Origin of the sequence: Pseudomonas sp. 43(2021) (assembly GCF_017490805.1) — a bacterium.
Lineage (GTDB): Bacteria > Pseudomonadota > Gammaproteobacteria > Pseudomonadales > Pseudomonadaceae > Aquipseudomonas.
The window spans coordinates 75,826-96,656 of record NZ_JAFGYJ010000022.1; the positions used below are offsets into that span (position 1 = coordinate 75,826).

The window sequence follows — 20,831 nt, forward strand, 5'->3', positions numbered from 1 at the left end:
CTCGACAATCGATAATAATTCTTATCATTTTCGGCTTTTTATTTGCCGCACCGCCCTGGACTGCCCTATGAACGTCGCAAAGGATCCTGCCACCCTTACCCCCGCCAGCACCCTGGACCTGCGTCCCCTGCTGCTGGCCAACATGGCCTGTACCATGTCGATGATGGCCTTCGTCGCCCTGATCGGCCCGATCGCCCGTCAGCTCGGCATGGCCACCTGGCAAGCCGGTGCCGCCGTTACCGTGGCGGGCGTGGTCTGGGTGCTGCTGGCCCGGCCCTGGGGGCGCGCGGCGGACCGCCTGGGCCGTCGGCGCATCCTGCTGCTGGGCAGCGCCGGCTTCACCCTGGCCTATTGGCTGCTATGCCTGTTCGTCGAAGGCGCACTGCGCTGGCTGCCGGGGGCGAGCCTTGCCTTCATCGGCCTGATGGTCGCGCGCGGCTGTATCGGCGCCTTCTATGCGGCCATTCCGGTGGGCTGCAATGCGCTGATCGCCGACCATGTCGAACCGCAACGCCGGGCCCGGGCCATGGCCTCGCTGGGGGCGGCCAACGCCGTTGGCCTGGTGGTGGGGCCGGCGCTGGCGGCGCTGCTGGCGCGGCATAGCCTGAGCCTGCCGTTCCATATCATGTCGCTGCTGCCAGCCAGTGCCTTCCTGGTCCTGCTGTTCACCCTCAAGCCGCAGGCGCTGCCGCACAGCCATGCCCCCAGCCCGGTGCGGCTGAACGACCCGCGCCTGCGCCGGCCCTTGCTGGTGGCGTTCAGCGCCATGCTCAGCGTCACGGTGTCACAGATCATCGTTGGTTTCTTCGCCCTCGACCGCCTGCGCCTGGGCCCGGCCCAAGCGGCCCAGGCCGCCGGCATCGCCCTGACCACGGTGGGCGTGGCACTGATCCTGGCACAGGTGCTGCTGCGCCAGCTGGAATGGCCGCCGCTTAAGATGATCCGGGTCGGCGCCACGGTTTCGGCCTTGGGCTTTGCCTGCGGCTCGCTCGCCACTACGGCACCCTGGCTGTGGGCTTGCTACTTCGTCGCGGCGGCGGGCATGGGCTTTGTCTTCCCGGCGTTTTCGGCGCTGGCAGCCAATGCCATGCACGCCTCCGAGCAAGGCGCCACGGCCGGCTCCATCGGTGCTGCCCAAGGCATGGGCGCAGTGATCGGACCACTGGCCGGCACCCTGGTATATGCCATCGATCCACGCTTGCCATTCCTGGCGGTGGCAGCGCTGTTGCTGCTGGTCGGGTTATGGCCGATACCGCGCGATCAGCGGGCCTGACAAGCACAGCGCGCAAGTGTGCAGAGTGTGTTTTAATGCGCATCGCTCATTATTTTTGACACCTCTGATTACAAGGCGGCTATGGACACGGGGACGCGACTCAAACTGGTGCGTGAACGCAACAACCTCTCCCAACGGGAACTGGCCCGCCGCAGCGGGCTGACCAATTCGACGATCTCACAGATCGAGCAGAATCGCGTCAGCCCTTCGGTCAGCTCCCTGAAAAAACTGCTCGAAGGCATTCCGATGAGCCTGGCGGAGTTCTTCAGCTTCGACGAGCCGGTGCGCGAAGAGCGCTACGTGTTCCGTGGCAGCGAACAGCCAGACCTGGGCCGCAACGGCCTGCGTATGCTGCTGGTCGGTGCCAGTGTCGAAGGCCGGCAGATGCGCATGCTGCGTGAGCTGTATGCACCGGGTGCCGATTCGGGCGAACCGATCGTGCATGCCGAGGGTGAAGAGTGTGGCCTGGTCACCCGCGGCACCGTCGAGTTGTGGGTCGATGGCCAGGTGAGCGTGCTCAACTCGGGCGACGGGTACTACATTCCCACTACCCTGCCGCACAGTTTCAAGAACATCGGCCCGGACGAGGCCGAGATCATCAGCGCCAACACCCCGGCTAACTTCTGATTGCTTCATGCGTGGGGGATGGCACCGGCTTCGCCGGTGTTCGCGGCTAAAGCCGCCCCCACAGGTAAAGCGCCAACCCTGTGGGAGCGCGCATTCAGGTGGGGCTGCCGGCGCCCTGACGCAGAGCCTCTTCGACAAAGTCCAGGCGGTCCTGGCCGAAGAACATCTCGTCACCGACGAAGCAGGTCGGCGCGCCAAACACCCCGCGCCCCACTGCCTCTTCGGTCGCGTGCCTGAGCGCAGCCTTCACCTCGTCATCACCCGCCAGCGCGCGAAATGCTTGCGGGTCGAAGCCGCCCTGGCTGAGCGTCTCGTCGAGGACGGCGCTATCGCCCAGGTTACGGCGCTGCACAAACAGCCCGTTGAACAGCACCGCCACTAACGCCTCGAACCGTTCCGGCGAACGCAGCTGGGTGCCCATTGCCCCGCGCATCAGGGTCAAGGTATTGACCGGGAAACCCGGCGGCAACTCGAACGGAACCCCATAGCGCGCGGCGAAGCGCGCCAGGTCGGTGAACATGTAACGACCCTTGGCCGGAATCATGACCGGCGAGGCGTTGCCGGTGGCCTGGAAAACCCCGCCCAGCAGCATCGGCCGGTAGCGCAGCGTGGCACCCTGGCGGGCACACAGGCCAGGCAGTCGGGTCCAGGCCAGGTAGCTGGCCGGGCTGCCCAGGTCAAAAAAGAAATCGACAGTCTTGTGCATGGTTACGGTCCTTGCTCGGTGAAAGGGGTTTACCAGCGTTCCATCCAGGGGCGCAGGTCCAGCTCGAAAGTCCAGGCGTCGCGGGGCTGGGCGTGCAGGAACCAGTAGCTGTCGGCGATGTGGGCCGGGGCGAGGATGCCATCCTGGTCCTTGAGGGCGTAGCGGTCAGGGAAACTGTCACGAATGAAAGCAGTGTCGATAGCCCCGTCCACCACCACATGGGCGACATGGATGTTCCGCGGCCCCAGTTCGCGTGCCATGCTCTGGGCCAGGGCGCGCAAGGCGTGCTTGGCCCCGGCGAAAGCCGCAAAGCCCGCCGCGCCACGGGTGCCGGCGGTGGCACCGGTGAACAGAATGGTGCCGCGCTCGCGCTGGACCATGCGCCGGGCCACCGCCTGAGCGGTAAGGAAACCGGCAAAACAGGCCATCTCCCAGATCTTGAAGTATTTGCGCGGGGTTTCCTCAAGAATGCTACAGGGCACATTGGCGCCGATATTGAACACAAACGCTTCGATCGGGCCGATATCACGCTCGATGGTTTCGACCAGCGCGGCCACCTCCTCCTCCTTGCGCGCATCGGAGCCAAAACCGTGGGCCTGGCCGCCGGCAGCGCGGATTTCGTCCAGCAGCGGCTGCAACTTGTCAGCCTGGCGCCGGGTCACACAGGCAATGTAGCCCTCGCGGGCAAAGCGCTTGGCGATCTCGCCACCGGTGGCATCCCCCGCACCTATCACCAGCACTACTTTTTGTTGTTCTGCCATGCCTGCCTCCATAGGTAAATGATCGTTTAGTAAACGAACGCTATGTTATGATCGCCGCCACCGTCAAGCCCGCCTGCAGAGGCAAGTGAATGCGCTACACCAACGAACACAAGCAGCAAACCCGTCAGCGGTTGCTGGCCAGCAGCGGCGCGCTGGCCAAACGAGGGGGGTTTTCCAGCACCGGTGTGGCCGGGCTGATGAAGGCAATCGGCCTGACCGGTGGCGCCTTCTACAACCACTTCCCGTCCAAGGACGACCTGTTCACCGAGGTAGTGCGGCAGGAACTGTGCAACAGCCCGCTGGCGCGCCTGGCCAACCAGGCGGCCAGCCGCGAACGCCTGGGCCGTTGCCTGCAGCAGTACCTGAGCCTGGCCCACCTGCACAATGCCGAAGGTGGCTGCCCGCTGCCGCCGTTGGGAGTGGAGATTGCCCGGGCCCAAGCCCCCGTGCGCGCGGTGGCCGAGCATTGGCTGGTGGAACTGCACCGGGCCTGGAGCGCGACCCTGGAGGACGACGAGTTGGCCTGGGTGCTGATCAGTCAGTGCGTCGGCGCCTTGCTGATCGGGCGCATGCTGGCCACAGAAAGCGTGCAGTCGCAGGTACTGGACGCCAGCCGCCACTTCGTCGAGAAGGCCCTGCATGAAGCGGATTAGCCTCCTGCTGGGGCTGCTGCTGGCCCTGCCTGCCCTCGCCGAACAGGCCTGCCCGCCAGGGCAGTACCAGGTGTGCCTGATGGGGTGTTTCTGTGCGCCCATCGACCCCGGGCAAGCCGGGCAGATTTTCAAGGACGTGGAAGTGCTGGCTTCGTCCAGCCTGACCTACGCCTTGCATCAGGCACGCGACGAAGCCACTGCCAGCGGCGTCGAGCCGATCCCGTTGCATATCCGCGCGCAACTCGAACCCTGGTACGACTTTGCCGTACTCGACGCGGCACGCTTCCGGGTAGGTGACGAACAGCAGATGAGCGCGGCCAATGCTCTGCTGCAGAACCCCGACGTGAACGCCGTGACGCTGATCGACACGATCATCTTCCGCCGCCCCGCCGATGCCGAGGACAACGTGGCGTTGTGGGCCCACGAGCTCAAGCATGTGCAGCAGTATCAGCAGTTGGGTGTGGAAGAGTTCGCCCGGCGCTATACGCGCAACTACGACGACCTGGAAGCGCCGGCCTACAAGATCGAGGCCGAGGTCAGCAAGGCGCTGCGCGAGCGTGGTTCAGGGCAGGCGAGATAGTAGCAGCGGCGCTTTACCCTGTGGGAGCGGCCTTGTATCGCGAAAGGGCTGCGCAGCAGCCCCCTGAGTTCGGCGTGGGGCATATATTGCCGGGGCCGCTTTGCGGCCCTTTCGCGACACAAGGCCGCTCCCACAACTGTTACGCCGCCGAAGCTTCTTCAGCCACCTGCTCACGGCTGGCATAACGCTGCGCCAGCACCGCACAAACCATCAGCTGGATCTGATGGAACAGCATCAGCGGCAGGATCATCGCACCTATGCCACTGCCGACGAACAGTACCTGGGCCATGGGAACGCCAGTGGCCAGGCTCTTCTTCGAACCGGCGAACAGGATGGTAATGCGGTCCTCCAGGTCAAAGCCCAGCAGCTTGCCGAGCAGCCGGGTACCGAACAGCACCACCGCCAGCAATATCCCGCACACGGCAAACAACCCGGCCAGGTGCTGCGGCGATACCGTGTGCCACAGCCCGGTAACCACCGCCTCGCTGAACGCGGTGTAGACCACCAGCAGGATCGAGCCCTGGTCCACCACCTTGAGCCAGCGCGCATTGCGCTTGACCCAGGCGCCGATCCAGCGCCGGGCGACCTGCCCGGCCACGAACGGCACCAGCAGCTGCAGGGTGATCTTCAGCACTGCATCCAGGCCAGAACCGGTATCACCGCTGGCCCCCAGCAACATCATCACCAGCAACGGCGTGAGGAAGATGCCCAGCAGGCTGGATGCCGCCGCGCTGCAAATGGCCGCTGGCACATTACCACGCGCCAGCGAGGTGAAGGCGATGGCCGACTGCACGGTGGCCGGCAAGGCACACAGGTAGAGCACGCCCAGGTACAGTTCGTTGCCCACCAACGGCACGAACAGCGGCTTGAACGCCAGGCCCAGCAGCGGGAACAGCACGAAGGTGCAGGAAAACACCAGCAAGTGCAGGCGCCAGTGCCCGGCACCGGCGATGATCGCCTCGCGCGACAGCTTGGCGCCGTGCAGGAAGAACAGCAGGCCGATGGCCAGGTTGGTCAGCCAACCGAAATACACCGCGCCGTCGCCCGAGCAAGGCAGCACGGTGGCTATCAGCACCACCCCGAGCAAGGCCAGGGTGAAATTGTCGAATAACATGCGCAAATACTTCATCACAGTTTCCGTCTTGTCATTGTGCAAGGGCAGACGATAAGGTCTTCGGCTTTTCGCCGCTAACGCCGGAACCCCCACCGGTATCGCTCAACGGACACGCTCCAGCACAGGACCCGCCCATGCCCCTCTCCCGCCTGGCTGCACTTGCTGCCGCCCTCACCCTCACCTTGGGCCACAGTGCCGCCCACGCCAATGACCAGTTGCAGGCCAAGGTCGACCAGATCATCCGCCCGCTGATGCAGGAGCAAGGCATCACCGGCATGGCCGTGGCGATCTATGCTCGCGACCACGCGCACTACTTCAGCTATGGCGTGGCCAGCAAGGCCGACAATGTGCCGGTCAGCCGCGACACGCTGTTCGAGATCGGCTCGCTGAGCAAGACCTACACCGCCACCCTGGCCGCACTGGCCAGTGCCGAAGGCAAGCTGGACCTCGATGCCCCGGCCAAGCGCTATCACCCGGCCCTTGCCGGTACCTCCATCGGCGAGGCGAGCGTGCTGGAGCTGGGCGCCTACAGTGCCGACTGCCTGCCGTTGCAGTTCCCGGATGCGGTGCAGACACCGCAGCAGGTGGTCGATTTCTTCCGCCACTGGCAACCCCGCGCCAAACCCGGCACCCAGCGCTGCTACTCCAACCCCAGCCTGGGCTTGTTCGGCGACCTGGCCGCCCGCGCGCAACATCAGCCGTTTTCCACACTGATGAGCGAGGGCCTGCTGAAACAGATGGGCCTGGAAAACACCTATCTGCAGGTCCCGGCGAGCGCCCAGGGGCTGTACGCCCAAGGTTACGACGCTGACGACAAGCCAGTGCGTGTCAGCCCCGGCCCTTACGCCGACGAAGCCTACGGCATCAAGACCAGCGCCAGCGACCTGCTGCGCTATGTGCGCCTGCACATGCAGCCGGAGGGCCTGCCCCCGACGCTGGTGCAAGCCACGGCCATTACCCGGCAGGGCTACTTCCAGGTCGGCGCCATGACCCAGGGCCTGGGTTGGGAGCGCTACCCCTACCCGGTCACGCTAAGCACCTTGGTAGATGGCAATGGCCCGCAGCTTATCCGTGAACCGCAGGCAACCACGCGGCTGCAACCCGCCCAGCCTGCGCTGTCGGCAGCCTGGTACAACAAGACCGGCTCGACCAATGGTTTCGGCGCCTACGCCGCCTTCGTGCCCGCCGAACAACTGGCCGTGGTGTTGCTGGCCAACCGAAATTACCCGAACGAAGCCCGGGTGCGCGCAGCCTTCGACATTCTGTCCGGGCTGTAGTGCCGGCAACGATTGTCGAACAAAACGACAGAATGTAGTGAGAAAAAATATTCACTACAAAACGGTTGACGCCGTTCATCGCCCTTGGGCATGATGAAGCCGTCTCCCCGATCGGGAGCGGTGGCAAGGGTGTTCCAGACGGCCTGCGCGGTAACGCAGGCCGTCCGTGGAGAGGGAAACTGTCCAAAAGGCAGCGTGAGAAAGCCCCTGTTGCGATGCTGCTGTAGCAGCCTTGGTAGAGCGCTACACCGTGGTAGCGCCAACTGTGAAAAATCACCTATGAATGGGTAATGGGGGCTTTATGATGAACTTGAACAACAATCCGACTATCGACCAATTGGCCCAGCTGTTCGCCGTGCGCAAGGACAGCCTTGACGACCATTTGCTGTGGGTCAGCCAGACCGGTGAAGTGCGCCTCGACCGCCTGCCACCGAACACCGTCGAAGATGAATTCGAAGAGCACCTGCCCAGCATGCGTGCCCGCTTCAAGGTCTACCGCCGTGGCCAAGGCTACGTCGGCAAGAAGGCCGCCGCCGACACCGAGTTCGTTGGCCGCGTCCTGCAGACCCTGCAACAAGAATGGCCCGCTGCCCGTGAGCAGCAGGCAGTCAAGGTGATCGAACCGCTCAACTGAGGGTTCCCACCCTTACCTGAGCCCGGCCCGCATAGGCCGGGCTTTTTCATGCCTGGCGCCGCTGGCTGGCGCGTTCCGGCAGCGGCAAGGCGCCGGTTGCCATCGCCCGGGCGCGGTCAACACCCCACACCAGGGCGCGGGTCATGGTCTCGCCTGGCCGTGCGGGGTAGTACTCCTCCAGCAGTGCCCGCCCATCCCCGGCATACAGCCCCAGGAACAGTTGGGTCGCCCCCAGGCGCGACAAGCGAACCTGCACGTCCAGGGTGGTACCGTCACTGAGTGCTTCGTCGTGGCAGCGGCTGTGCAGCTGGGCGTCGGCCCACTGCCAATAGGTCTCTTCCCTGACTCGCATGCGCATTCAATCCTCCGTTGCTGGAATGCCGCGCCAGAAAACCACAGCCTTGGCCATCCTGCGAGCGCTACCCGACAATGCCATGAGGCGGATCAAGAAATGGCAATAAAAACCCCGCCATTCGGCGGGGTTGTGCTGGAGCGGGATCACTTCTTCAGCGGAACCCGCGGCATGAAGCGGCCTTTTTTACTGCGCTGCAGGTGTGCAGGCTGGAGCTGTTCGGAATCATCCAGCGTCATGTGGGCGAAGCCCAGGCGGAATGCCGCCTGGCCGCAACGCACCTGGCTGTTGATCGGGAACGCGTCGTTCAGGTCTTCGAAAAAGGATTCGCTCATGCCCTGTCTCCCTCCAGTGGCGGACGCGCCGGCAACCAGAACAGTTGCCCAGGTAAACGCGACCAGTGAAAGTGAGACTAGCTGGTCATTTGCAGACCGCCCAGGCTGATGCCCTGGACCCGACCAGCGGCAGAACGCTCTACTTCAGGCGCACCGCCGTGCCGGTAGCAAATACCACGACCATGCCGCCCTGTACCGACGGCATGCTGATCTCGAAATCCACCCCCACTACCGCATCGGCTTGCAACTGGCGTGCCCGCGCCTTCAGTTCTTCGGTGGCCTGTTCCCGCGCTTCGCGCAGTGCGCTTTCCAGGGTTTGCGAACGGCCGCCGAAGAAGTCGCGAAAACGTGCAAAGAAATCGCGCACGAAGTTGATGCCCTGCACCGATTCGGAACTGACCACGCCCAGGTATTCGGCAATCGGGTGGCCTTCGAGCTGGCTGGTGGTGGAAATGATCATGGGGTGCACTCCATTGGCCTGGCAAAAAAGGCCGATTCTAACAGAGCGCAATTCCCCTCGCGGATACGCCTCCATTGTGGGAGCGCGCAGTTTTTCAGATTTTCAGTCAGGCTGTGCTTGAAGGGGACAACTACGCGCTGACCGCGCGTAGCCGCTGGCCAATGCGGGCGCCGAACACGTTCACCAGCAACCCGGCCATTACCAGCAAGGCGCCCCAACCCTGGGTTGCAGTCAAACGCTCGCCCAGCAACAACGCCGACGAACTCAGGCCAATCACTGGCACCAGCAGCGAGAATGGCGCCACCTTGCCGGCCGGGTGGCGCGACAGCAGTTTGCTCCACAGGCTGTAGCCGAGCATGGTGGCGACAAACGCCAGGTAGGCCAGGGCCAATACCGAACTCCAGCTGATATTGGCCAGGGCATGGCCAATGCGCTCTGGCCCTTCCAGCCACCAGGAGAGTGCCAGGAACGGCAGTGGCGGGATCAGCCCGCCCCAAATCACCAGCGCCACCAGGTCAACCGAGCCAAAGCGCCGGGTAATGATGTTGCCCAAGCCCCACATGGCGCCGCCACACAGGGTCAGCACCAGCGCCAGCATCGGCACATGGCCACCGTCTTCGCTGCCGATAAGCGCCAGGCCGCTGGCCGCTACCAGCAGCCCCAGTACGCTGGCCAGGTGCAGCCGCTCACCGAGGAACAGTGCGGCGAAACCCAGGGTGAAGAACGCCTGCGACTGCAGGATCAGCGAGGCCAGCCCTGGCGGCATGCCGCTGTACATGGCCTGGAACAGGAACGCGAACTGGCCCAGCGAAATGGTCGCACCGTAGGCGATCAGCCAGCGCCAGGGCAGCTTCGGCCGCTTGACCAGCAAGATCGCCGGAAACGCCACCAACAAGAAGCGCAATGCCCCCAGCAACATCGGCGGCAAGCCATCGAGGCCAACCTTGATGACCACGAAGTTGACTCCCCACGCGACAATCACCACCAGCGCGATGAGCAGGTCCTTGAGTGGCATTGCAGCTTCCTTCTTCAGGTTTTCTAGACATATTTCGTTACAGCATAAGGTTATTTCGTTGCCAGGGACCAGCACAGTTGCCGCCGATCATTGCGCAACAGCACACTGTTCAACTCCCAACACACTGCTTGACCTGACTTGTATATACATGCTCACATGATGACCAGGTCATCCGCCTCGCGTCCCCGCCGATGACTGACTCGCTTAGACAAGAACAATGAAGCGGAGCCACTGTATGTCCAGCAAACCCGTACTCGAGCGGCGCTCGATCGACTACATCCCCGAGACTGAACGCCATGGACGCGTGTACAGTCAGTTCACCCTGTGGCTCGGCGCCAACTTGCAAATCACGGCGATCGTGACCGGCGCCCTGGCCGTGGTGCTCGGTGGCGATGTGTTCTGGTCGCTGATCGGCCTGCTGCTCGGTCAAGTGATCGGCGGCGCGGTCATGGCCCTCCATGCCGCTCAGGGCCCTCGTCTGGGGCTGCCGCAGATGATTTCCAGCCGCGTGCAGTTCGGTGTCTACGGCGCGGCCATCCCGATGGTGCTGGTATGCCTGATGTACCTGGGCTTCACCGCCACCGGCACGGTGCTCTCCGGACAGGCGATCGGCCAGTTGCTCAACGTCAGCGACAGCACCGGCATCCTGATATTCGCCAGCATAATCGTGCTCGCCACCCTGGCCGGATACCGGGTGATCCACTGGATCGGCCGAGTCGCCAGCGTGCTGGGCATCATCGCCTTCGTCTACCTGTTCAGTCGCATCATGCTGCTGGCCGACATCGGGCAGTTACTCGACAACCGCCACTTCAGTTGGGCATCGTTCCTGCTCGCCGTATCGCTGGCGGCGTCCTGGCAGATCGCCTTCGGCCCCTATGTGGCCGACTACTCGCGCTACCTGCCCAGTAACACGTCACCACTCAAAACCTTCCTCGCCGCGGGTCTGGGTTCGGTGATCGGCGCCCAGGCGTCAATGATCCTCGGGGTATTCGCCGCCGCCATTGCCGGTGCCCGGTTCTCCGGTCACGAAGTGGCCTACATCGTCGGCCTGGGTGGCGCCGGCAGCACCGCAGCGCTGCTGTATTTCTGCATCGCCTTTGGCAAGGTGACCATCTCGACGCTGAATTCCTATGGCAGCTTCATGTGCATTGCCACCATCATCAGCGGCTTCCGTGGCCACCTGGCGATCAGCCGTGCACAGCGCCTGCTGTTCGTGCTGGGCATCGTCGGCGCCGCCACCCTGGTGGCTTTGCTTGGCCAGCATTCGTTTCTCAGCGCGTTCAAATCCTTCATCCTCTTCCTGCTGACGTTCTTCGTGCCGTGGAGCGCGGTCAACCTGGTCGACTACTACTTCATCACCAAGGAGCGATACGACATCCCCGCCCTTGCCGACCCGCAGGGCCGATACGGCCGCTGGAACTGGCCAGGAATCATCGTCTACACCGTGGGCGTGTTGATACAGATGCCGTTCATCGACACCAAACTGTACACAGGGCCGCTGGTCGCGCACCTGGGCGGTGTGGATATCTCGTGGCTGATCGGCCTGGTAGTGCCGAGCGTGCTGTACTACTGGGTGGCACGGCGGCGGGCGCAAGAGGCACCGGCAGCGATGATCGTGCCTGAGCTCCGCTAAGCCCCTCGCCGACAGCGTAGAAACGTCTTGCCCTCGCAAGCGCGATGCGAGGGCAAGACGGCTTTCACCGCGAGCGCGCCAATGTCAACGACGATAGTCCGGCGCGACTCGCTCCAGCATCCGCAACAACGCCGCCCACGCCAGCTGCAGCGCATCCGGATCCGTCAGCTCGCCCTGCTTCAAGCCCCGCCCCGGATCATTGAACTGCCGCTCGGTATGCGTACACACTTCGGCGGGCGGTAAAATCACCTGCCCGGCACTCTGTGCCGCCAACTGGATCTCGCACGCCTTCTCCAGGTAGTACATGCGCAGGAACGCTTCGGCCACGCTGCGCCCGGTGGTCAGCAGACCATGGTTGCGCAGGATCATCACCGGCTTGTCGCCCAGGTCGGTCACCAGGCGTTGCTGCTCATCCATATCCAGCGCAATCCCTTCGTAGGCGTGGTACGCCACCTTGCCGTAAAACTCCATGGACATCTGGTTGAGCGGTAGCAGCCCGCACTCCAGCGCCGCCACTGCGCAACCTGCCCGGGTGTGGGTATGCAGCACGCAATGGGCATCCTCGCGGGCGGCGTGGATGGCACTGTGAATGACGAAACCGGCCGGGTTGACCGGGTGCGGCGTCGGTTCGACCGGCCGGCCCTGCAGGTCGATCTTCACCAGGCTCGAGGCAGTGATCTCATCGAACAACAGGCCGTACGGGTTGATCAGGAAGTGATGTTGCGGCCCCGGCAGGCGCAGGGAAACATGGGTGAAGATCAGGTCGCTCATGCGCAAATGGGCGATCAGTCGATAGCAGGCGGCCAGCTCCTGGCGCAGGCTTTGTTCCGTAGCGTTCATCATCGTTGTCCCTGTGCAGAAAGCTACTTGCTGGCCCACGCATTGAAGCGCTGCTCCAGCTCTTCTCCATGGTCGACCCAGAATTCCACATTCATCGCCAACGCCCCTTGCAGGTTTTGCGGCGAAGTAGGCACCCAACTGGCCAAGGACGGGTCAAGCTTCGCTGCCGCCCGGGTGTTGGTCGGCCCATACGGAATCTGCTCCACATAGCGCACCTGGGTATCCGGCTGGTTGGCATAGGCGATCAGCCGCTTGGCCTGGTCGACATGCCGCGAGCCCTTGATGATCGCCCAGTAATCCATGCCATACAGGCTGCCAGGCCAGACCACCGCCAGCGGGCTGCCCTGTTGAGCCGCCACGGCGATGCGCCCGCTGTAGGTCGAGGTCATCACCACGTCACCCGCCGCCAGCCACTGGGCAGGCTGGGCGCCGGCGTCCCACCACTGGATATACGGCTTCAGTTCGCCGAGTTTGGCAAAAGCACGCTCGACCCCGGCCGGCGTGGCCAGCACCTGGTACACATCCTCGACCTTGACCCCGTCGGCCATCAGGGCGAACTCCAGGTTGTACACCGCACGCTTGCGCAGGCCGCGCTTGCCCGGGTACTTGTTCACGTCCCAGAAGTCGGCCCACGACGCCGGCGCCTGGGCCAGCTTGCTGCGGTCATAGGCGATGGCCACGCTCCATACCAGCGCGGCCGAGCCACAGGCCTGCGCAGCATCGGCAATCAGTTCGCCCGCGTGCCCCAGGCGCTGCCAGTCCAGCTGCTCGTAAATACCCTCGTCGCAGCCGCGCATCAGGTCAGGCCCTTCGATCTGCACCACGTCCCAGTCGACATTGCCGGTATCTGCCATTACCTGGATCCGCGCCATTTCACCGTTGTACTCGCTCTGGATCAGCTTGCTGCCATCCTGGGCACTGAACGGCTTGAAGATCGCCTCGTCCTGGGCTTTCTGGCCTGCACCACCGTAGCCGACCACGACCATCTGCGGTGCCGCTTGCGCACTGCCCAGGCCCATGGCCAGCAACGCTGCGCAAAAGCCGCTTACACGTGGGAATACCTGCATCGTAGTTGCCTCCTGCCGGTGCCCGAGGGGCCCGTTTTCTTGTTGTAGTGAGGTCACGCCCTCGCCACGAGGGTGAGAAAAACCTAGTCGCCGATCAGTAAAAAAACAAGTTGATTTTTTACTGGGGCTACACTTTCATAACAAAACAAGAACAACACCGCACCGGAGCCGCCTGTATGCAGACCGCCTTCCCTCACCTGTTCGACGCCTTGCAGATCCGCGGCAAACGCTTGAAAAACCGCATCATGTCCACCGGCCACGACACCTGCCTGCCCACCGACAACCTGGTCAACGACAAGCTCATCGCCTACCAGCGCGCCCGCGCTGCCGGTGGCGTCGGCCTGATCGTGCTGCAGGTGGCCGGGGTTCATGACAGCGCCCGCTACACCTCGCATGTGCTGATGGCCACCGACGATGCCTGCATCGAGGGCTACCGCCAGCTTGCCGAGGCCTGCCATGAGCATGGCACCGTGGTGCTGTCGCAACTGTTCCACCCTGGGCGGGAGATCATGGAATCGGCGGACGGCTTGCTGGCGGTGGCCTACTCGGCATCCGCGGTGCCCAATGAACGCTTCCGGGTGATGCCGCGCGCACTGGACCAGGCAATGATCGACGAGATCGTTCAGGGCTATGCCAGCGCTGCACGCCGCCTGCACCAGGCCGGGCTGGATGGCGTTGAAGTGGTGGCCAGCCATGGCTACCTGCCTGCGCAGTTCCTCAACCCGCGGGTAAACCAGCGCACAGACGGCTACAACGGTGAACTGGAGCAGCGCCTGCGGTTCCTGCGCGAAGTGCTGGCCGCCGTACGCGCGGCCACCGACGAGCAGTTCATCATCGGCCTGCGCATCAGTGCCGACGAGCGCGACAGCCAGGGGCTGAGCGAGGACGAGTCGCTGGCCGCAGCGGTTGCCCTGCAGGGCCAGCTCGATTACCTGCACATCGTTGCCGGCACGTCGGCGTCCCTGGGCGGCGCGGTGCATATCGTGCCGCCGATGGCCATCGAGCCGGCATACCTGGCCCGTGAGGCCGGCACCTTCAAGCAACACCTGGATATCCCGCTGTTCGTCACCGGCCGTATCAACCAGCCACAGGAAGCCGAACTGATCCTGGCCCGTGGCCAGGCCGATGTCTGCGGCATGACCCGTGCGCTGATCTGCGACCCGCAGATGCCGAACAAGACCGAGCAGGGCCAGGTCGAGGACGTACGTGCCTGCATTGCCTGCAACCAGGCCTGCATCGGCCATTTCCACCGTGGCCTGCCCATTTCCTGCATCCAGCGGCCGGAAACCGGCCGCGAGTTGCAGTACGGGCAGCTGACACCCACCCCCCATCCCAAACGTATTCTCGTGGCCGGTGGCGGGCCCGCCGGCATGAAAGCCGCCGCAGTAGCCGCTGCGCGCGGGCATCAGGTCACGCTGTACGAAGCGGGCCCGCAGCTCGGCGGCCAGGTGCTGCTGGCCCAGTTGCTGCCACGGCGCAGCGAGTTCGGTGGCGCCAGTACCAACCTGCAACGGGAAATGGCCCTGGCGGGCGTGGAAGTGGTGCGCAACACCCGGGTCGACCGCGCACTGGTCGCGCGTGAACGCCCCGACCTGGTGATCGCGGCCACCGGTGCCACCCCCTACTGGCCGGCGTTCGAGCGTACCGGTGATCTACAGGTAGTGGATGCCTGGCAAATACTGCGCAATGAAGCAAAACCGGGGCGCTCGGTGCTGGTGATCGACTGGCGCTGCGACTGGATCGGCCCAGGCATCGCCGAACGCCTGGTGCGCGAAGGCCACCAGGTACAACTGGCGGTCAATGGCACCCATTGCGGCGAAAGCCTGCCGCTGTACGTGCGCGACCAACTGGCCGGCGAGCTGCATCGCCTGGGCATCCCCATCACACCCTATGCCCGCCTGTATGGCAGCGACGACAACACGGTGTACCTGCAGCACACCGCCAGCGGCGAACCGATGATCTTCGAAGGCATCGACACCCTGGTACTGTGCCTGGGCCATCAACCGGAAGACCGCCTGGCCATGGAGCTGGCTGGCCTGGTGGAGGTGCGCCGCGTTGGCGACTGCCTGGCGCCGCGTACCGTCGAAGAAGCGATTCATGATGGCCTGACGGTTGCCTGGGCGCTCTGAGGCTGTACATACTGCAGCTTTTACGATGGACCGACGTGCATGAGCCAACTCCCCCAGCCCCCCACCAGCGAAGCCGGGGGCGCCGCGCCGCAGTTTCTCGGCAGCCGCATTCGCGGCCTGCGCAAGCGCCGTGGCATGACCCTGGCGGAGCTGGCCACGCACAGTGAACTGACCGCTGGCTACATCAGCCAGCTGGAGCGCAACCTCTCCTATCCGTCGATCCCGGCGCTGTTCAACATCGCCCGCAGCCTGGGTGTAACCATCCAGTGGTTCTTCGCCAGTGAAGCCACCACTGCGCCCGAGGACCAGGGCTATGTGGTACGACGCAACAGCCGCCTGAGCGTGCACTACGAAGATGGCATCGTCGATCAACTGCTCACGCCCCAGCCCAACCGCCAGCTGGAAATCCTGCATTCGCGCTTCCCCCCGGGCAGCTACAGCCAGCAGAGCTACAGCCATGACGGTGAAGAGGCTGGCTACATCCTCAGTGGCAGCTTCGAGCTATGGGTGGGCGAACGGCATTTCCAGCTGGGTGAGGGGGACAGTTTCAGCTTCTCGAGCCAGGAACCGCATCGCTATGGCAACCCCGGCGAGGTGGATGCCGTGGTGATCTGGGTAATCACGCCGCCAACATTCTGAAGCATGCTCGCTCCCCAATATCCAGCAACAGGGTCTACCTTGTTAACCGAACTTTAGAGGAGCACCACCATGAAGCAGATCCTGATCATTGGCGCGGGCTTTGCCGGCCTGTGGAGCGCGCTCAGCGCCGTCCGCCAGCTTGACCTCCATGGCCGCAAGGATGTCGAGGTCACCTTGCTTGCCCCCCAGGCCGAGCTGCATGTGCGCCCGCGCTTCTACGAACCCGACGTACACACCATGGCCGCGCCGTTGCAGGAGCTGTTCGATGCCGTCAACGTCCGCTTCGTGCAAGGCACGGCCTTCCACATCGATGAAGCGGCCCGCCGCGTCAGCTACCGCACCCGCAGCGGCACCCAGTGCGCCCTGCCCTACGACCGGCTGATCATGGCCTGCGGCAGCGAGCTCAACCGGCCTGACATGGTCGGCATCGAGCATGTGTTCGATGTCGACAAGCTCGACAGCGCCGCGCGCCTGGAAACCCATCTGAAATCACTGGCCAGCCTGCCCGACACACCGGCACGCAATACCGTAGTGGTGGCCGGCGGTGGATTTACCGGCATCGAGACCGCCACCGAACTGCCGGCCCGCCTGCGCGAAATCCTCGGAGAGGGCCCGGCGTTGCGCGTGGTGGTGGTCGACCGTGGGGCGAGGATTGGCGCATCCCTGGGTGATGGCATCCGCCCCGCCATCGAGCAGGCCTCCGAGGCCCTGGGCGTGGAGTGGATCTGTGGCGCCACGGTAGCCTCGGTGGACCCTGCCGGCGTGCAGCTGGACAACGGCCAGCGCATCGACGCCAGCACGGTGATCTGGACCGTGGGCTTCAAGGCCAACCCGCTCACCGAACAGATCAGTGGCGAGCGCGACCGCCAGGGCCGCTTGCATGTCGATGGCAATCTCAAGGTGGCAGGCAATGCTGCCGTGTACGCAGCGGGTGATGTGGCCTACGCCGCCTGCGACGAGCTTGGCAACTACGCGGTGATGTCCTGCCAGCATGCGATTCCGTTGGGACGTCATGCAGGCAACAATGCGGCGGCCGAGCTGATTGGCGTGGCACCGAAGACCTACAGCCAGCCCAAGTACGTGACCTGCCTGGACCTTGGGGCCTGGGGAGCGGTGTATACCGAAGGGTGGGAGCGCACGGTGTCGCCACCGGAGGACAAGGCCGAGGCCAAGGTGTTGAAGGCGCAGATCAATACGGTGTGGATCTATCCGCCAGCAGCCGATCGTGCCACGGCGCTGGCGGCGGCTGACCCTGCTATTCCAGTGGCCTGAGGCCGCTCCCACAGAGTTCGCGCAAGCCTTTGAGGCTTGCGCAAGACAGCAGGATCAGGCAGCAGCAAACAGCTCGTTCGCAATCTGCGCCTGGGCAGCATCGATCGCCTGGCTGCGGTGCTCAGGGCCATAGGCCAGGCCATGGGCACGGACGATTTCCAGGTCGGTGACACCGATGAAGCCCAGGAACACCTTGAGGAAGTCCTCATGCCCGGCGCCAGTCGGCTGGCCAGCGTGCAGGCCACCAGCGGTGGAAACCAGCACTACCTTCTTGTTGCCGCACAGGCCTTCCGGGCCGGCTTCGGTGTAGCGGAAAGTCTTGCCGGCGACGGCGACGCGGTCGATCCAGGCCTTGAGCTGGGTCGGCACGGTGAAGTTGTACATCGGCGCACCAATCACCACGGCATCGGCAGCCAGGAACTCTTCCAGGGTTTCCGCGCTCAGCTTGGCTTCGAAGGCCTGGGCTGCGTCGCGCATGTCTTCCGGGGTACCAGCCGCTACCAGGGTAGCCGCAGAGAAGTGGGCGATGGCATCAGCGGCCAGGTCGCGGTACACCACTTCCACGCTCGGGTCGGCGGCTTTCCAGGCTTCGACCACTTCGCGGCTCAGTTGGCGGGAGGCGGAATTGTCGCCCAGGATGCTCGAATCGATATGCAACAGTTTCATGGGACTCTCCTGTGAATGAAGACCGCGATGTTGGGCGATCACGATGGGGAGAATCCTACCGACCTCACCAATGGCTGATAAGTCGGCAAAAATGCGTTAGTTTGTCCCACAGATGGAACAGTGAGACATTCCCATGCAAGACCTCAACGACCTCTTCTACTTTGCCCGCGTAGTCGAAGCCGGTGGTTTCGCCGCTGCCGGCCGCCAGCTGGGCATCCCCAAGTCGCGCCTGTCGCGGCGTATCGCCGAGCTTGAAGAACGCCTGGGCACACGCTTGCTGCAACGCACCACCCGGCAACTGAAGCTCACCGCGGTGGGCGAGCGCTACCTGCACCACTGCCAGGCCATGCTGCTGGAAGCCGAAGCCGCCGATGAAGCCGTGGCCAGCATGAGCAGCGAACCGCGCGGGCGTTTGCGGGTGTCCTGCCCGGTGGCATTGGCCCACGCCTTCCTGCCAGATGTGATCAGCCGATTTCTCGCGCAGTACCCGCTGGTGCAACTGGACATGGTGCTGCTCAACCGCCGGGTCGACCTGATTTCCGAAGGCATCGACGTAGCCTTGCGCGTGCGCGACCTGGGCGATGAAGACCCGGCCCTGGTCACCCGCCGCCTGCGCCAGGCACAGATGCAACTGGTTGCCGCGCCTGGTTTCGCCGACCACATCCGCGAACCGGGCGAACTGGCCTCATTGCCGGTGCTGGGCGCCGCCGAGGCAGACCGGCTGGTACACTTCCGCCTGTTCGGCCCCCATGGCAAGCAGCAGGAAATCGCCCTTGAACCGCGCCTTGCCATCGATGATTTCGTAGTACGTAATGCTGCTGTACGCGCTGGCCTCGGATTTACCGCGCTGCCCAGCATGTTCTGCGAGGAAGAGCTGGAACGCGGCGAACTGGTGCGCCTGCTGCCCGACTGGTCGCTACCGGGTGGCTACTTGCAGGCGGTGTACCCGCACCGGCGCGGTTTGCTGCCTGCGGTACGGGTGTGGATCGATCATCTGGCGACGTCGTTCGAGGCCTGTGGAGAAAAGTATGTCTGAGCGAACCATGAGCGAAGCCGAGGTGGCGGCGTTTTGCCTGAGCCTGCCGGGTGCGCGGGAAGACTACAAATGGGGCGGCATTCGGGTGTTTTCGGTGGCAGGCAACAAGATGTTCGCGGTGCTCGACCTGGCAGGTGCGGGGCTGTCGTTCAAGGTGGCCGACGAACTGTTTCTCGGCTATTGCGACCGCCCGGGGGTGCGGCCTGCGCCATACCTGGCGAGGGCGCGATGGATCAGCATGGCGCTGCCCTACCCCATGGGGCGTGATGAGCTGTGTGATGCGTTGCAACGCTCGCACCAGCTGGTGGTGCGGCGGTTGCCGAAGCGGTTGCAGGTGGGGTTGGTGATCTAGATACCCTGTGCCGGCCTCTTCGCGGGCTTGCCCGCGAAGAGGCCGGCACAGCCACCTGTCAACCAAAAGCCAGATAGCGCCCACCAAGAAACAGCCAGTCCGCCCAGAACACCTGGTGCACTAGGACAATGCCCCAGAACACCAACTGGTACGACACCTTGCGCGTCTTGTGCCGATACAGCTGCTGCGCCAGCAGCGCCCCCGGCCAGCCGCCCAGCAGCTCACTGGCATGCAGCACTTTCTCGGGCGTTCGCCAGGCCTGGGTACGCGCCTGCTGTTTATCCTGCCAATACAACAGCAGGCTGATCAGGCTCATTGCCGGGTACAGCGCCAGCGGCCACCAGGCCTGATCGACCCAGGCCATGCGCGCCGCGCCCAGACCCGGCAGCAGGCACAGCAGGCCCAACACCAGCAGCTTCAGGCGCACATTACGTACGCCCTCCCCCCTTTGCCCCCGTGCGGCCTCAGCCATGAGCCGTCGCCCAGTCGACCCAGCCAAACTGCCAGGTCGCCAGAATCAGCAGGCCAAAGGCAATGCGATACCAGGCGAACGCCGCGTAGCTGTGGTTGGCAATGAACTTGAGCAGGCCACGCACGGCAATCATGGCAAAGATGAACGAGGTCACGAAGCCAATGGCAAAGACCGGCAGGTCGCCGGGCTGGAACAGGTCGCGGTACTTGTAGCCCGAGTACACCGCAGCACCGACCATGGTCGGCATCGCCAGGAAGAACGAGAACTCGGTCGCTGCCTTGCGCGACAGGCCGAACAGCAGGCCACCGATAATGGTCGAGCCGGAGCGCGAAGTGCCCGGGATCATCGCCAGGCACTGGATGAAGCCGATCTTCAGCGCGTGGCTCCAGCGCATGTCGTCCACGTGGTCCACCTCCACGCGGTGCTCGCGGCGCTCGGCCCACAGCATGATCACCCCGCCCACCACCAGCGCCGCCGCCACGGTGATCGGGTTGAACAGATATTCGTGAATCAGGTCGGCGAACAGCACACCCAGCACCACTGCCGGCAGGAACGCCAGCAACAGGTTACCGGTGAAACGCCGCGCCGTGGGCTGGCTGGTCAGGCCGAAGACCACGTCGAAGATCTTGCCGCGAAACTCCCATACCACCGCCAGGATCGCCGCCAGCTGAATGATGATGTTGAAGGCCATGGCCCGTTCGCCGCCAAACCCGATCAGGTCGGCGACGATGATCTGGTGGCCAGTACTGGAGATCGGCAGAAACTCCGTCAGCCCTTCGACCACGCCTAAGATGATTGCCTGGAAGGCAGTCCAAAAATCCATCGTTCCCCCGATGGAGCGCTGCTCGTTGCAGGCCCCTTGTTCTTGATTTGCTTGAAATTGCCGCACGCGGCCCGGCTGTTTTACAGCGACTGTTGGGCGCAATGCCAGTAGAAAA

24 protein-coding genes are annotated in these 20,831 nt (G+C 64.1%); 12 read left to right on the forward strand and 12 right to left on the reverse strand.

Going from position 1 to position 20,831, the window contains the following annotated elements:
- Window positions 1-67 precede the first annotated feature (67 nt).
- Both J5M71_RS19070 and J5M71_RS19075 read left to right on the forward strand, forming a co-directional pair.
- Window positions 68-1,273, forward strand: a complete 1,206-nt coding sequence (locus tag J5M71_RS19070) for an MFS transporter (RefSeq protein WP_207835026.1) — start codon at window positions 68-70, stop codon at window positions 1,271-1,273.
- Window positions 1,274-1,354: 81 nt separating this feature from the next.
- Window positions 1,355-1,900 (forward strand): cupin domain-containing protein, encoded by a 546-nt coding sequence (locus tag J5M71_RS19075; protein WP_046616603.1) that lies wholly within the window; start codon window positions 1,355-1,357, stop codon window positions 1,898-1,900.
- Between the two features lie 94 nt (window positions 1,901-1,994).
- Here J5M71_RS19075 and J5M71_RS19080 read toward each other — a convergent pair whose 3' ends face one another.
- Both J5M71_RS19080 and J5M71_RS19085 read right to left on the reverse strand, forming a co-directional pair.
- Entirely contained in the window at window positions 1,995-2,606 is a 612-nt protein-coding gene (locus tag J5M71_RS19080; protein ID WP_207835027.1) for a 2-hydroxychromene-2-carboxylate isomerase, read from the reverse strand.
- Window positions 2,607-2,635: 29 nt separating this feature from the next.
- Window positions 2,636-3,367, reverse strand: a complete 732-nt coding sequence (locus J5M71_RS19085; RefSeq protein ID WP_207835040.1) for an SDR family oxidoreductase — start codon at window positions 3,365-3,367, stop codon at window positions 2,636-2,638.
- A gap of 89 nt (window positions 3,368-3,456) precedes the next feature.
- Here J5M71_RS19085 and J5M71_RS19090 point away from each other — a divergent pair, with 89 nt between their 5' ends.
- Both J5M71_RS19090 and J5M71_RS19095 read left to right on the forward strand, forming a co-directional pair.
- Window positions 3,457-4,020 (forward strand): TetR/AcrR family transcriptional regulator, encoded by a 564-nt coding sequence (locus J5M71_RS19090; RefSeq protein ID WP_207835042.1) that lies wholly within the window; start codon window positions 3,457-3,459, stop codon window positions 4,018-4,020.
- Complete coding sequence (locus J5M71_RS19095) at window positions 4,007-4,600, forward strand: DUF4157 domain-containing protein (RefSeq protein ID WP_207835044.1); 594 nt, start codon at window positions 4,007-4,009, stop codon at window positions 4,598-4,600. Before J5M71_RS19090 ends, J5M71_RS19095 begins: the two co-directional genes overlap by 14 nt.
- Window positions 4,601-4,739: 139 nt before the next feature.
- Here the strand turns inward: J5M71_RS19095 and J5M71_RS19100 are convergent, their stop codons facing one another.
- On the reverse strand, window positions 4,740-5,729 hold the full coding sequence (locus tag J5M71_RS19100; protein ID WP_207835046.1) for a bile acid:sodium symporter family protein: 990 nt from the start codon (window positions 5,727-5,729) through the stop codon (window positions 4,740-4,742).
- Between the two features lie 119 nt (window positions 5,730-5,848).
- Between J5M71_RS19100 and ampC the strand changes: the two genes are divergently transcribed.
- Window positions 5,849-6,991: a class C beta-lactamase gene (gene ampC, locus J5M71_RS19105; protein ID WP_207835048.1), complete on the forward strand. Its 1,143-nt coding sequence runs from the start codon at window positions 5,849-5,851 to the stop codon at window positions 6,989-6,991.
- Between the two features lie 301 nt (window positions 6,992-7,292).
- Window positions 7,293-7,625: a hypothetical protein gene (locus J5M71_RS19110; RefSeq protein WP_003253895.1), complete on the forward strand. Its 333-nt coding sequence runs from the start codon at window positions 7,293-7,295 to the stop codon at window positions 7,623-7,625.
- Between the two features lie 46 nt (window positions 7,626-7,671).
- Here J5M71_RS19110 and J5M71_RS19115 read toward each other — a convergent pair whose 3' ends face one another.
- The 4 genes from J5M71_RS19115 to J5M71_RS19130 all read right to left on the reverse strand — a co-directional run bounded on the left by J5M71_RS19115 (window position 7,672) and on the right by J5M71_RS19130 (window position 9,787).
- Window positions 7,672-7,983: a hypothetical protein gene (locus tag J5M71_RS19115; RefSeq protein ID WP_207835050.1), complete on the reverse strand. Its 312-nt coding sequence runs from the start codon at window positions 7,981-7,983 to the stop codon at window positions 7,672-7,674.
- A gap of 140 nt (window positions 7,984-8,123) precedes the next feature.
- Window positions 8,124-8,312, reverse strand: a complete 189-nt coding sequence (locus tag J5M71_RS19120) for a hypothetical protein (protein ID WP_003253897.1) — start codon at window positions 8,310-8,312, stop codon at window positions 8,124-8,126.
- 139 nt (window positions 8,313-8,451) lie between these two features.
- On the reverse strand, window positions 8,452-8,772 hold the full coding sequence (locus J5M71_RS19125) for a YbjQ family protein (protein WP_207835052.1): 321 nt from the start codon (window positions 8,770-8,772) through the stop codon (window positions 8,452-8,454).
- A gap of 130 nt (window positions 8,773-8,902) precedes the next feature.
- The gene (locus J5M71_RS19130) at window positions 8,903-9,787 is read right to left on the reverse strand and encodes an EamA family transporter (protein WP_207835054.1); all 885 of its coding nucleotides are present in this window, start codon (window positions 9,785-9,787) and stop codon (window positions 8,903-8,905) included.
- A 235-nt stretch (window positions 9,788-10,022) separates the two neighbouring features.
- Between J5M71_RS19130 and J5M71_RS19135 the strand changes: the two genes are divergently transcribed.
- Window positions 10,023-11,420 (forward strand): cytosine permease, encoded by a 1,398-nt coding sequence (locus J5M71_RS19135; RefSeq protein WP_207835056.1) that lies wholly within the window; start codon window positions 10,023-10,025, stop codon window positions 11,418-11,420.
- 84 nt (window positions 11,421-11,504) lie between these two features.
- Here the strand turns inward: J5M71_RS19135 and J5M71_RS19140 are convergent, their stop codons facing one another.
- Window positions 11,505-12,260, reverse strand: a complete 756-nt coding sequence (locus J5M71_RS19140; RefSeq protein WP_207835071.1) for a class II aldolase/adducin family protein — start codon at window positions 12,258-12,260, stop codon at window positions 11,505-11,507.
- 23 nt (window positions 12,261-12,283) lie between these two features.
- A complete protein-coding gene (locus tag J5M71_RS19145) occupies window positions 12,284-13,327 on the reverse strand; it encodes an ABC transporter substrate-binding protein (protein ID WP_207835073.1) in 1,044 nt (347 codons plus the stop codon).
- A 176-nt stretch (window positions 13,328-13,503) separates the two neighbouring features.
- On the opposite strand from J5M71_RS19145, the gene J5M71_RS19150 reads away from it, so the two are divergent.
- The 3 genes from J5M71_RS19150 to J5M71_RS19160 all read left to right on the forward strand — a co-directional run bounded on the left by J5M71_RS19150 (window position 13,504) and on the right by J5M71_RS19160 (window position 17,367).
- The gene (locus J5M71_RS19150; protein WP_207835082.1) at window positions 13,504-15,456 is read left to right on the forward strand and encodes an FAD-dependent oxidoreductase; all 1,953 of its coding nucleotides are present in this window, start codon (window positions 13,504-13,506) and stop codon (window positions 15,454-15,456) included.
- A 39-nt stretch (window positions 15,457-15,495) separates the two neighbouring features.
- The gene (locus tag J5M71_RS19155; protein WP_063914864.1) at window positions 15,496-16,095 is read left to right on the forward strand and encodes a cupin domain-containing protein; all 600 of its coding nucleotides are present in this window, start codon (window positions 15,496-15,498) and stop codon (window positions 16,093-16,095) included.
- Between the two features lie 69 nt (window positions 16,096-16,164).
- Window positions 16,165-17,367: an NAD(P)/FAD-dependent oxidoreductase gene (locus J5M71_RS19160; RefSeq protein WP_207835084.1), complete on the forward strand. Its 1,203-nt coding sequence runs from the start codon at window positions 16,165-16,167 to the stop codon at window positions 17,365-17,367.
- 54 nt (window positions 17,368-17,421) lie between these two features.
- On the opposite strand, the gene J5M71_RS19165 is transcribed toward J5M71_RS19160, so the two are convergent.
- Window positions 17,422-18,033: an FMN-dependent NADH-azoreductase gene (locus J5M71_RS19165; RefSeq protein ID WP_049277030.1), complete on the reverse strand. Its 612-nt coding sequence runs from the start codon at window positions 18,031-18,033 to the stop codon at window positions 17,422-17,424.
- 133 nt (window positions 18,034-18,166) lie between these two features.
- On the opposite strand from J5M71_RS19165, the gene J5M71_RS19170 reads away from it, so the two are divergent.
- On the forward strand, window positions 18,167-19,069 hold the full coding sequence (locus J5M71_RS19170) for a LysR substrate-binding domain-containing protein (RefSeq protein ID WP_207835094.1): 903 nt from the start codon (window positions 18,167-18,169) through the stop codon (window positions 19,067-19,069).
- Window positions 19,062-19,421: an MmcQ/YjbR family DNA-binding protein gene (locus tag J5M71_RS19175; RefSeq protein WP_207835096.1), complete on the forward strand. Its 360-nt coding sequence runs from the start codon at window positions 19,062-19,064 to the stop codon at window positions 19,419-19,421. Before J5M71_RS19170 ends, J5M71_RS19175 begins: the two co-directional genes overlap by 8 nt.
- 58 nt (window positions 19,422-19,479) lie before the next feature.
- Here the strand turns inward: J5M71_RS19175 and J5M71_RS19180 are convergent, their stop codons facing one another.
- Both J5M71_RS19180 and J5M71_RS19185 read right to left on the reverse strand, forming a co-directional pair.
- Window positions 19,480-19,893 carry a DUF1294 domain-containing protein gene (locus tag J5M71_RS19180; RefSeq protein WP_063914868.1) on the reverse strand — a complete coding sequence of 138 codons (414 nt, stop codon included), beginning with the start codon at window positions 19,891-19,893 and terminating at the stop codon, window positions 19,480-19,482.
- Entirely contained in the window at window positions 19,886-20,716 is an 831-nt protein-coding gene (locus J5M71_RS19185; RefSeq protein ID WP_003258998.1) for an undecaprenyl-diphosphate phosphatase, read from the reverse strand. The genes J5M71_RS19180 and J5M71_RS19185 overlap by 8 nt, the downstream gene beginning before the upstream one ends.
- Window positions 20,717-20,831 lie beyond the last annotated feature (115 nt).

Excerpts from the sequence above, each read along its gene's own strand:
- J5M71_RS19100 (WP_207835046.1), bottom strand. The coding sequence starts at position 5,729 with ATGAAGTATTTGCGCATGTTATTCGACAATTTCACCCTGGCCTTGCTC.
- J5M71_RS19125 (WP_207835052.1), bottom strand. The coding sequence starts at position 8,772 with ATGATCATTTCCACCACCAGCCAGCTCGAAGGCCACCCGATTGCCGAA.
- J5M71_RS19135 (WP_207835056.1), top strand. The coding sequence starts at position 10,023 with ATGTCCAGCAAACCCGTACTCGAGCGGCGCTCGATCGACTACATCCCC.
- J5M71_RS19145 (WP_207835073.1), bottom strand. The coding sequence starts at position 13,327 with ATGCAGGTATTCCCACGTGTAAGCGGCTTTTGCGCAGCGTTGCTGGCC.
- J5M71_RS19075 (WP_046616603.1), top strand. The coding sequence starts at position 1,355 with ATGGACACGGGGACGCGACTCAAACTGGTGCGTGAACGCAACAACCTC.
- J5M71_RS19165 (WP_049277030.1), bottom strand. The coding sequence starts at position 18,033 with ATGAAACTGTTGCATATCGATTCGAGCATCCTGGGCGACAATTCCGCC.
- J5M71_RS19110 (WP_003253895.1), top strand. The coding sequence starts at position 7,293 with ATGATGAACTTGAACAACAATCCGACTATCGACCAATTGGCCCAGCTG.
- J5M71_RS19130 (WP_207835054.1), bottom strand. The coding sequence starts at position 9,787 with ATGCCACTCAAGGACCTGCTCATCGCGCTGGTGGTGATTGTCGCGTGG.
- J5M71_RS19070 (WP_207835026.1), top strand. The coding sequence starts at position 68 with ATGAACGTCGCAAAGGATCCTGCCACCCTTACCCCCGCCAGCACCCTG.
- J5M71_RS19170 (WP_207835094.1), top strand. The coding sequence starts at position 18,167 with ATGCAAGACCTCAACGACCTCTTCTACTTTGCCCGCGTAGTCGAAGCC.
- J5M71_RS19115 (WP_207835050.1), bottom strand. The coding sequence starts at position 7,983 with ATGCGCATGCGAGTCAGGGAAGAGACCTATTGGCAGTGGGCCGACGCC.
- J5M71_RS19140 (WP_207835071.1), bottom strand. The coding sequence starts at position 12,260 with ATGAACGCTACGGAACAAAGCCTGCGCCAGGAGCTGGCCGCCTGCTAT.
- J5M71_RS19175 (WP_207835096.1), top strand. The coding sequence starts at position 19,062 with ATGTCTGAGCGAACCATGAGCGAAGCCGAGGTGGCGGCGTTTTGCCTG.
- ampC (WP_207835048.1), top strand. The coding sequence starts at position 5,849 with ATGCCCCTCTCCCGCCTGGCTGCACTTGCTGCCGCCCTCACCCTCACC.
- J5M71_RS19080 (WP_207835027.1), bottom strand. The coding sequence starts at position 2,606 with ATGCACAAGACTGTCGATTTCTTTTTTGACCTGGGCAGCCCGGCCAGC.
- J5M71_RS19085 (WP_207835040.1), bottom strand. The coding sequence starts at position 3,367 with ATGGCAGAACAACAAAAAGTAGTGCTGGTGATAGGTGCGGGGGATGCC.
- J5M71_RS19090 (WP_207835042.1), top strand. The coding sequence starts at position 3,457 with ATGCGCTACACCAACGAACACAAGCAGCAAACCCGTCAGCGGTTGCTG.
- J5M71_RS19150 (WP_207835082.1), top strand. The coding sequence starts at position 13,504 with ATGCAGACCGCCTTCCCTCACCTGTTCGACGCCTTGCAGATCCGCGGC.
- J5M71_RS19180 (WP_063914868.1), bottom strand. The coding sequence starts at position 19,893 with ATGGCTGAGGCCGCACGGGGGCAAAGGGGGGAGGGCGTACGTAATGTG.
- J5M71_RS19185 (WP_003258998.1), bottom strand. The coding sequence starts at position 20,716 with ATGGATTTTTGGACTGCCTTCCAGGCAATCATCTTAGGCGTGGTCGAA.
- J5M71_RS19155 (WP_063914864.1), top strand. The coding sequence starts at position 15,496 with ATGAGCCAACTCCCCCAGCCCCCCACCAGCGAAGCCGGGGGCGCCGCG.
- J5M71_RS19095 (WP_207835044.1), top strand. The coding sequence starts at position 4,007 with ATGAAGCGGATTAGCCTCCTGCTGGGGCTGCTGCTGGCCCTGCCTGCC.
- J5M71_RS19160 (WP_207835084.1), top strand. The coding sequence starts at position 16,165 with ATGAAGCAGATCCTGATCATTGGCGCGGGCTTTGCCGGCCTGTGGAGC.
- J5M71_RS19120 (WP_003253897.1), bottom strand. The coding sequence starts at position 8,312 with ATGAGCGAATCCTTTTTCGAAGACCTGAACGACGCGTTCCCGATCAAC.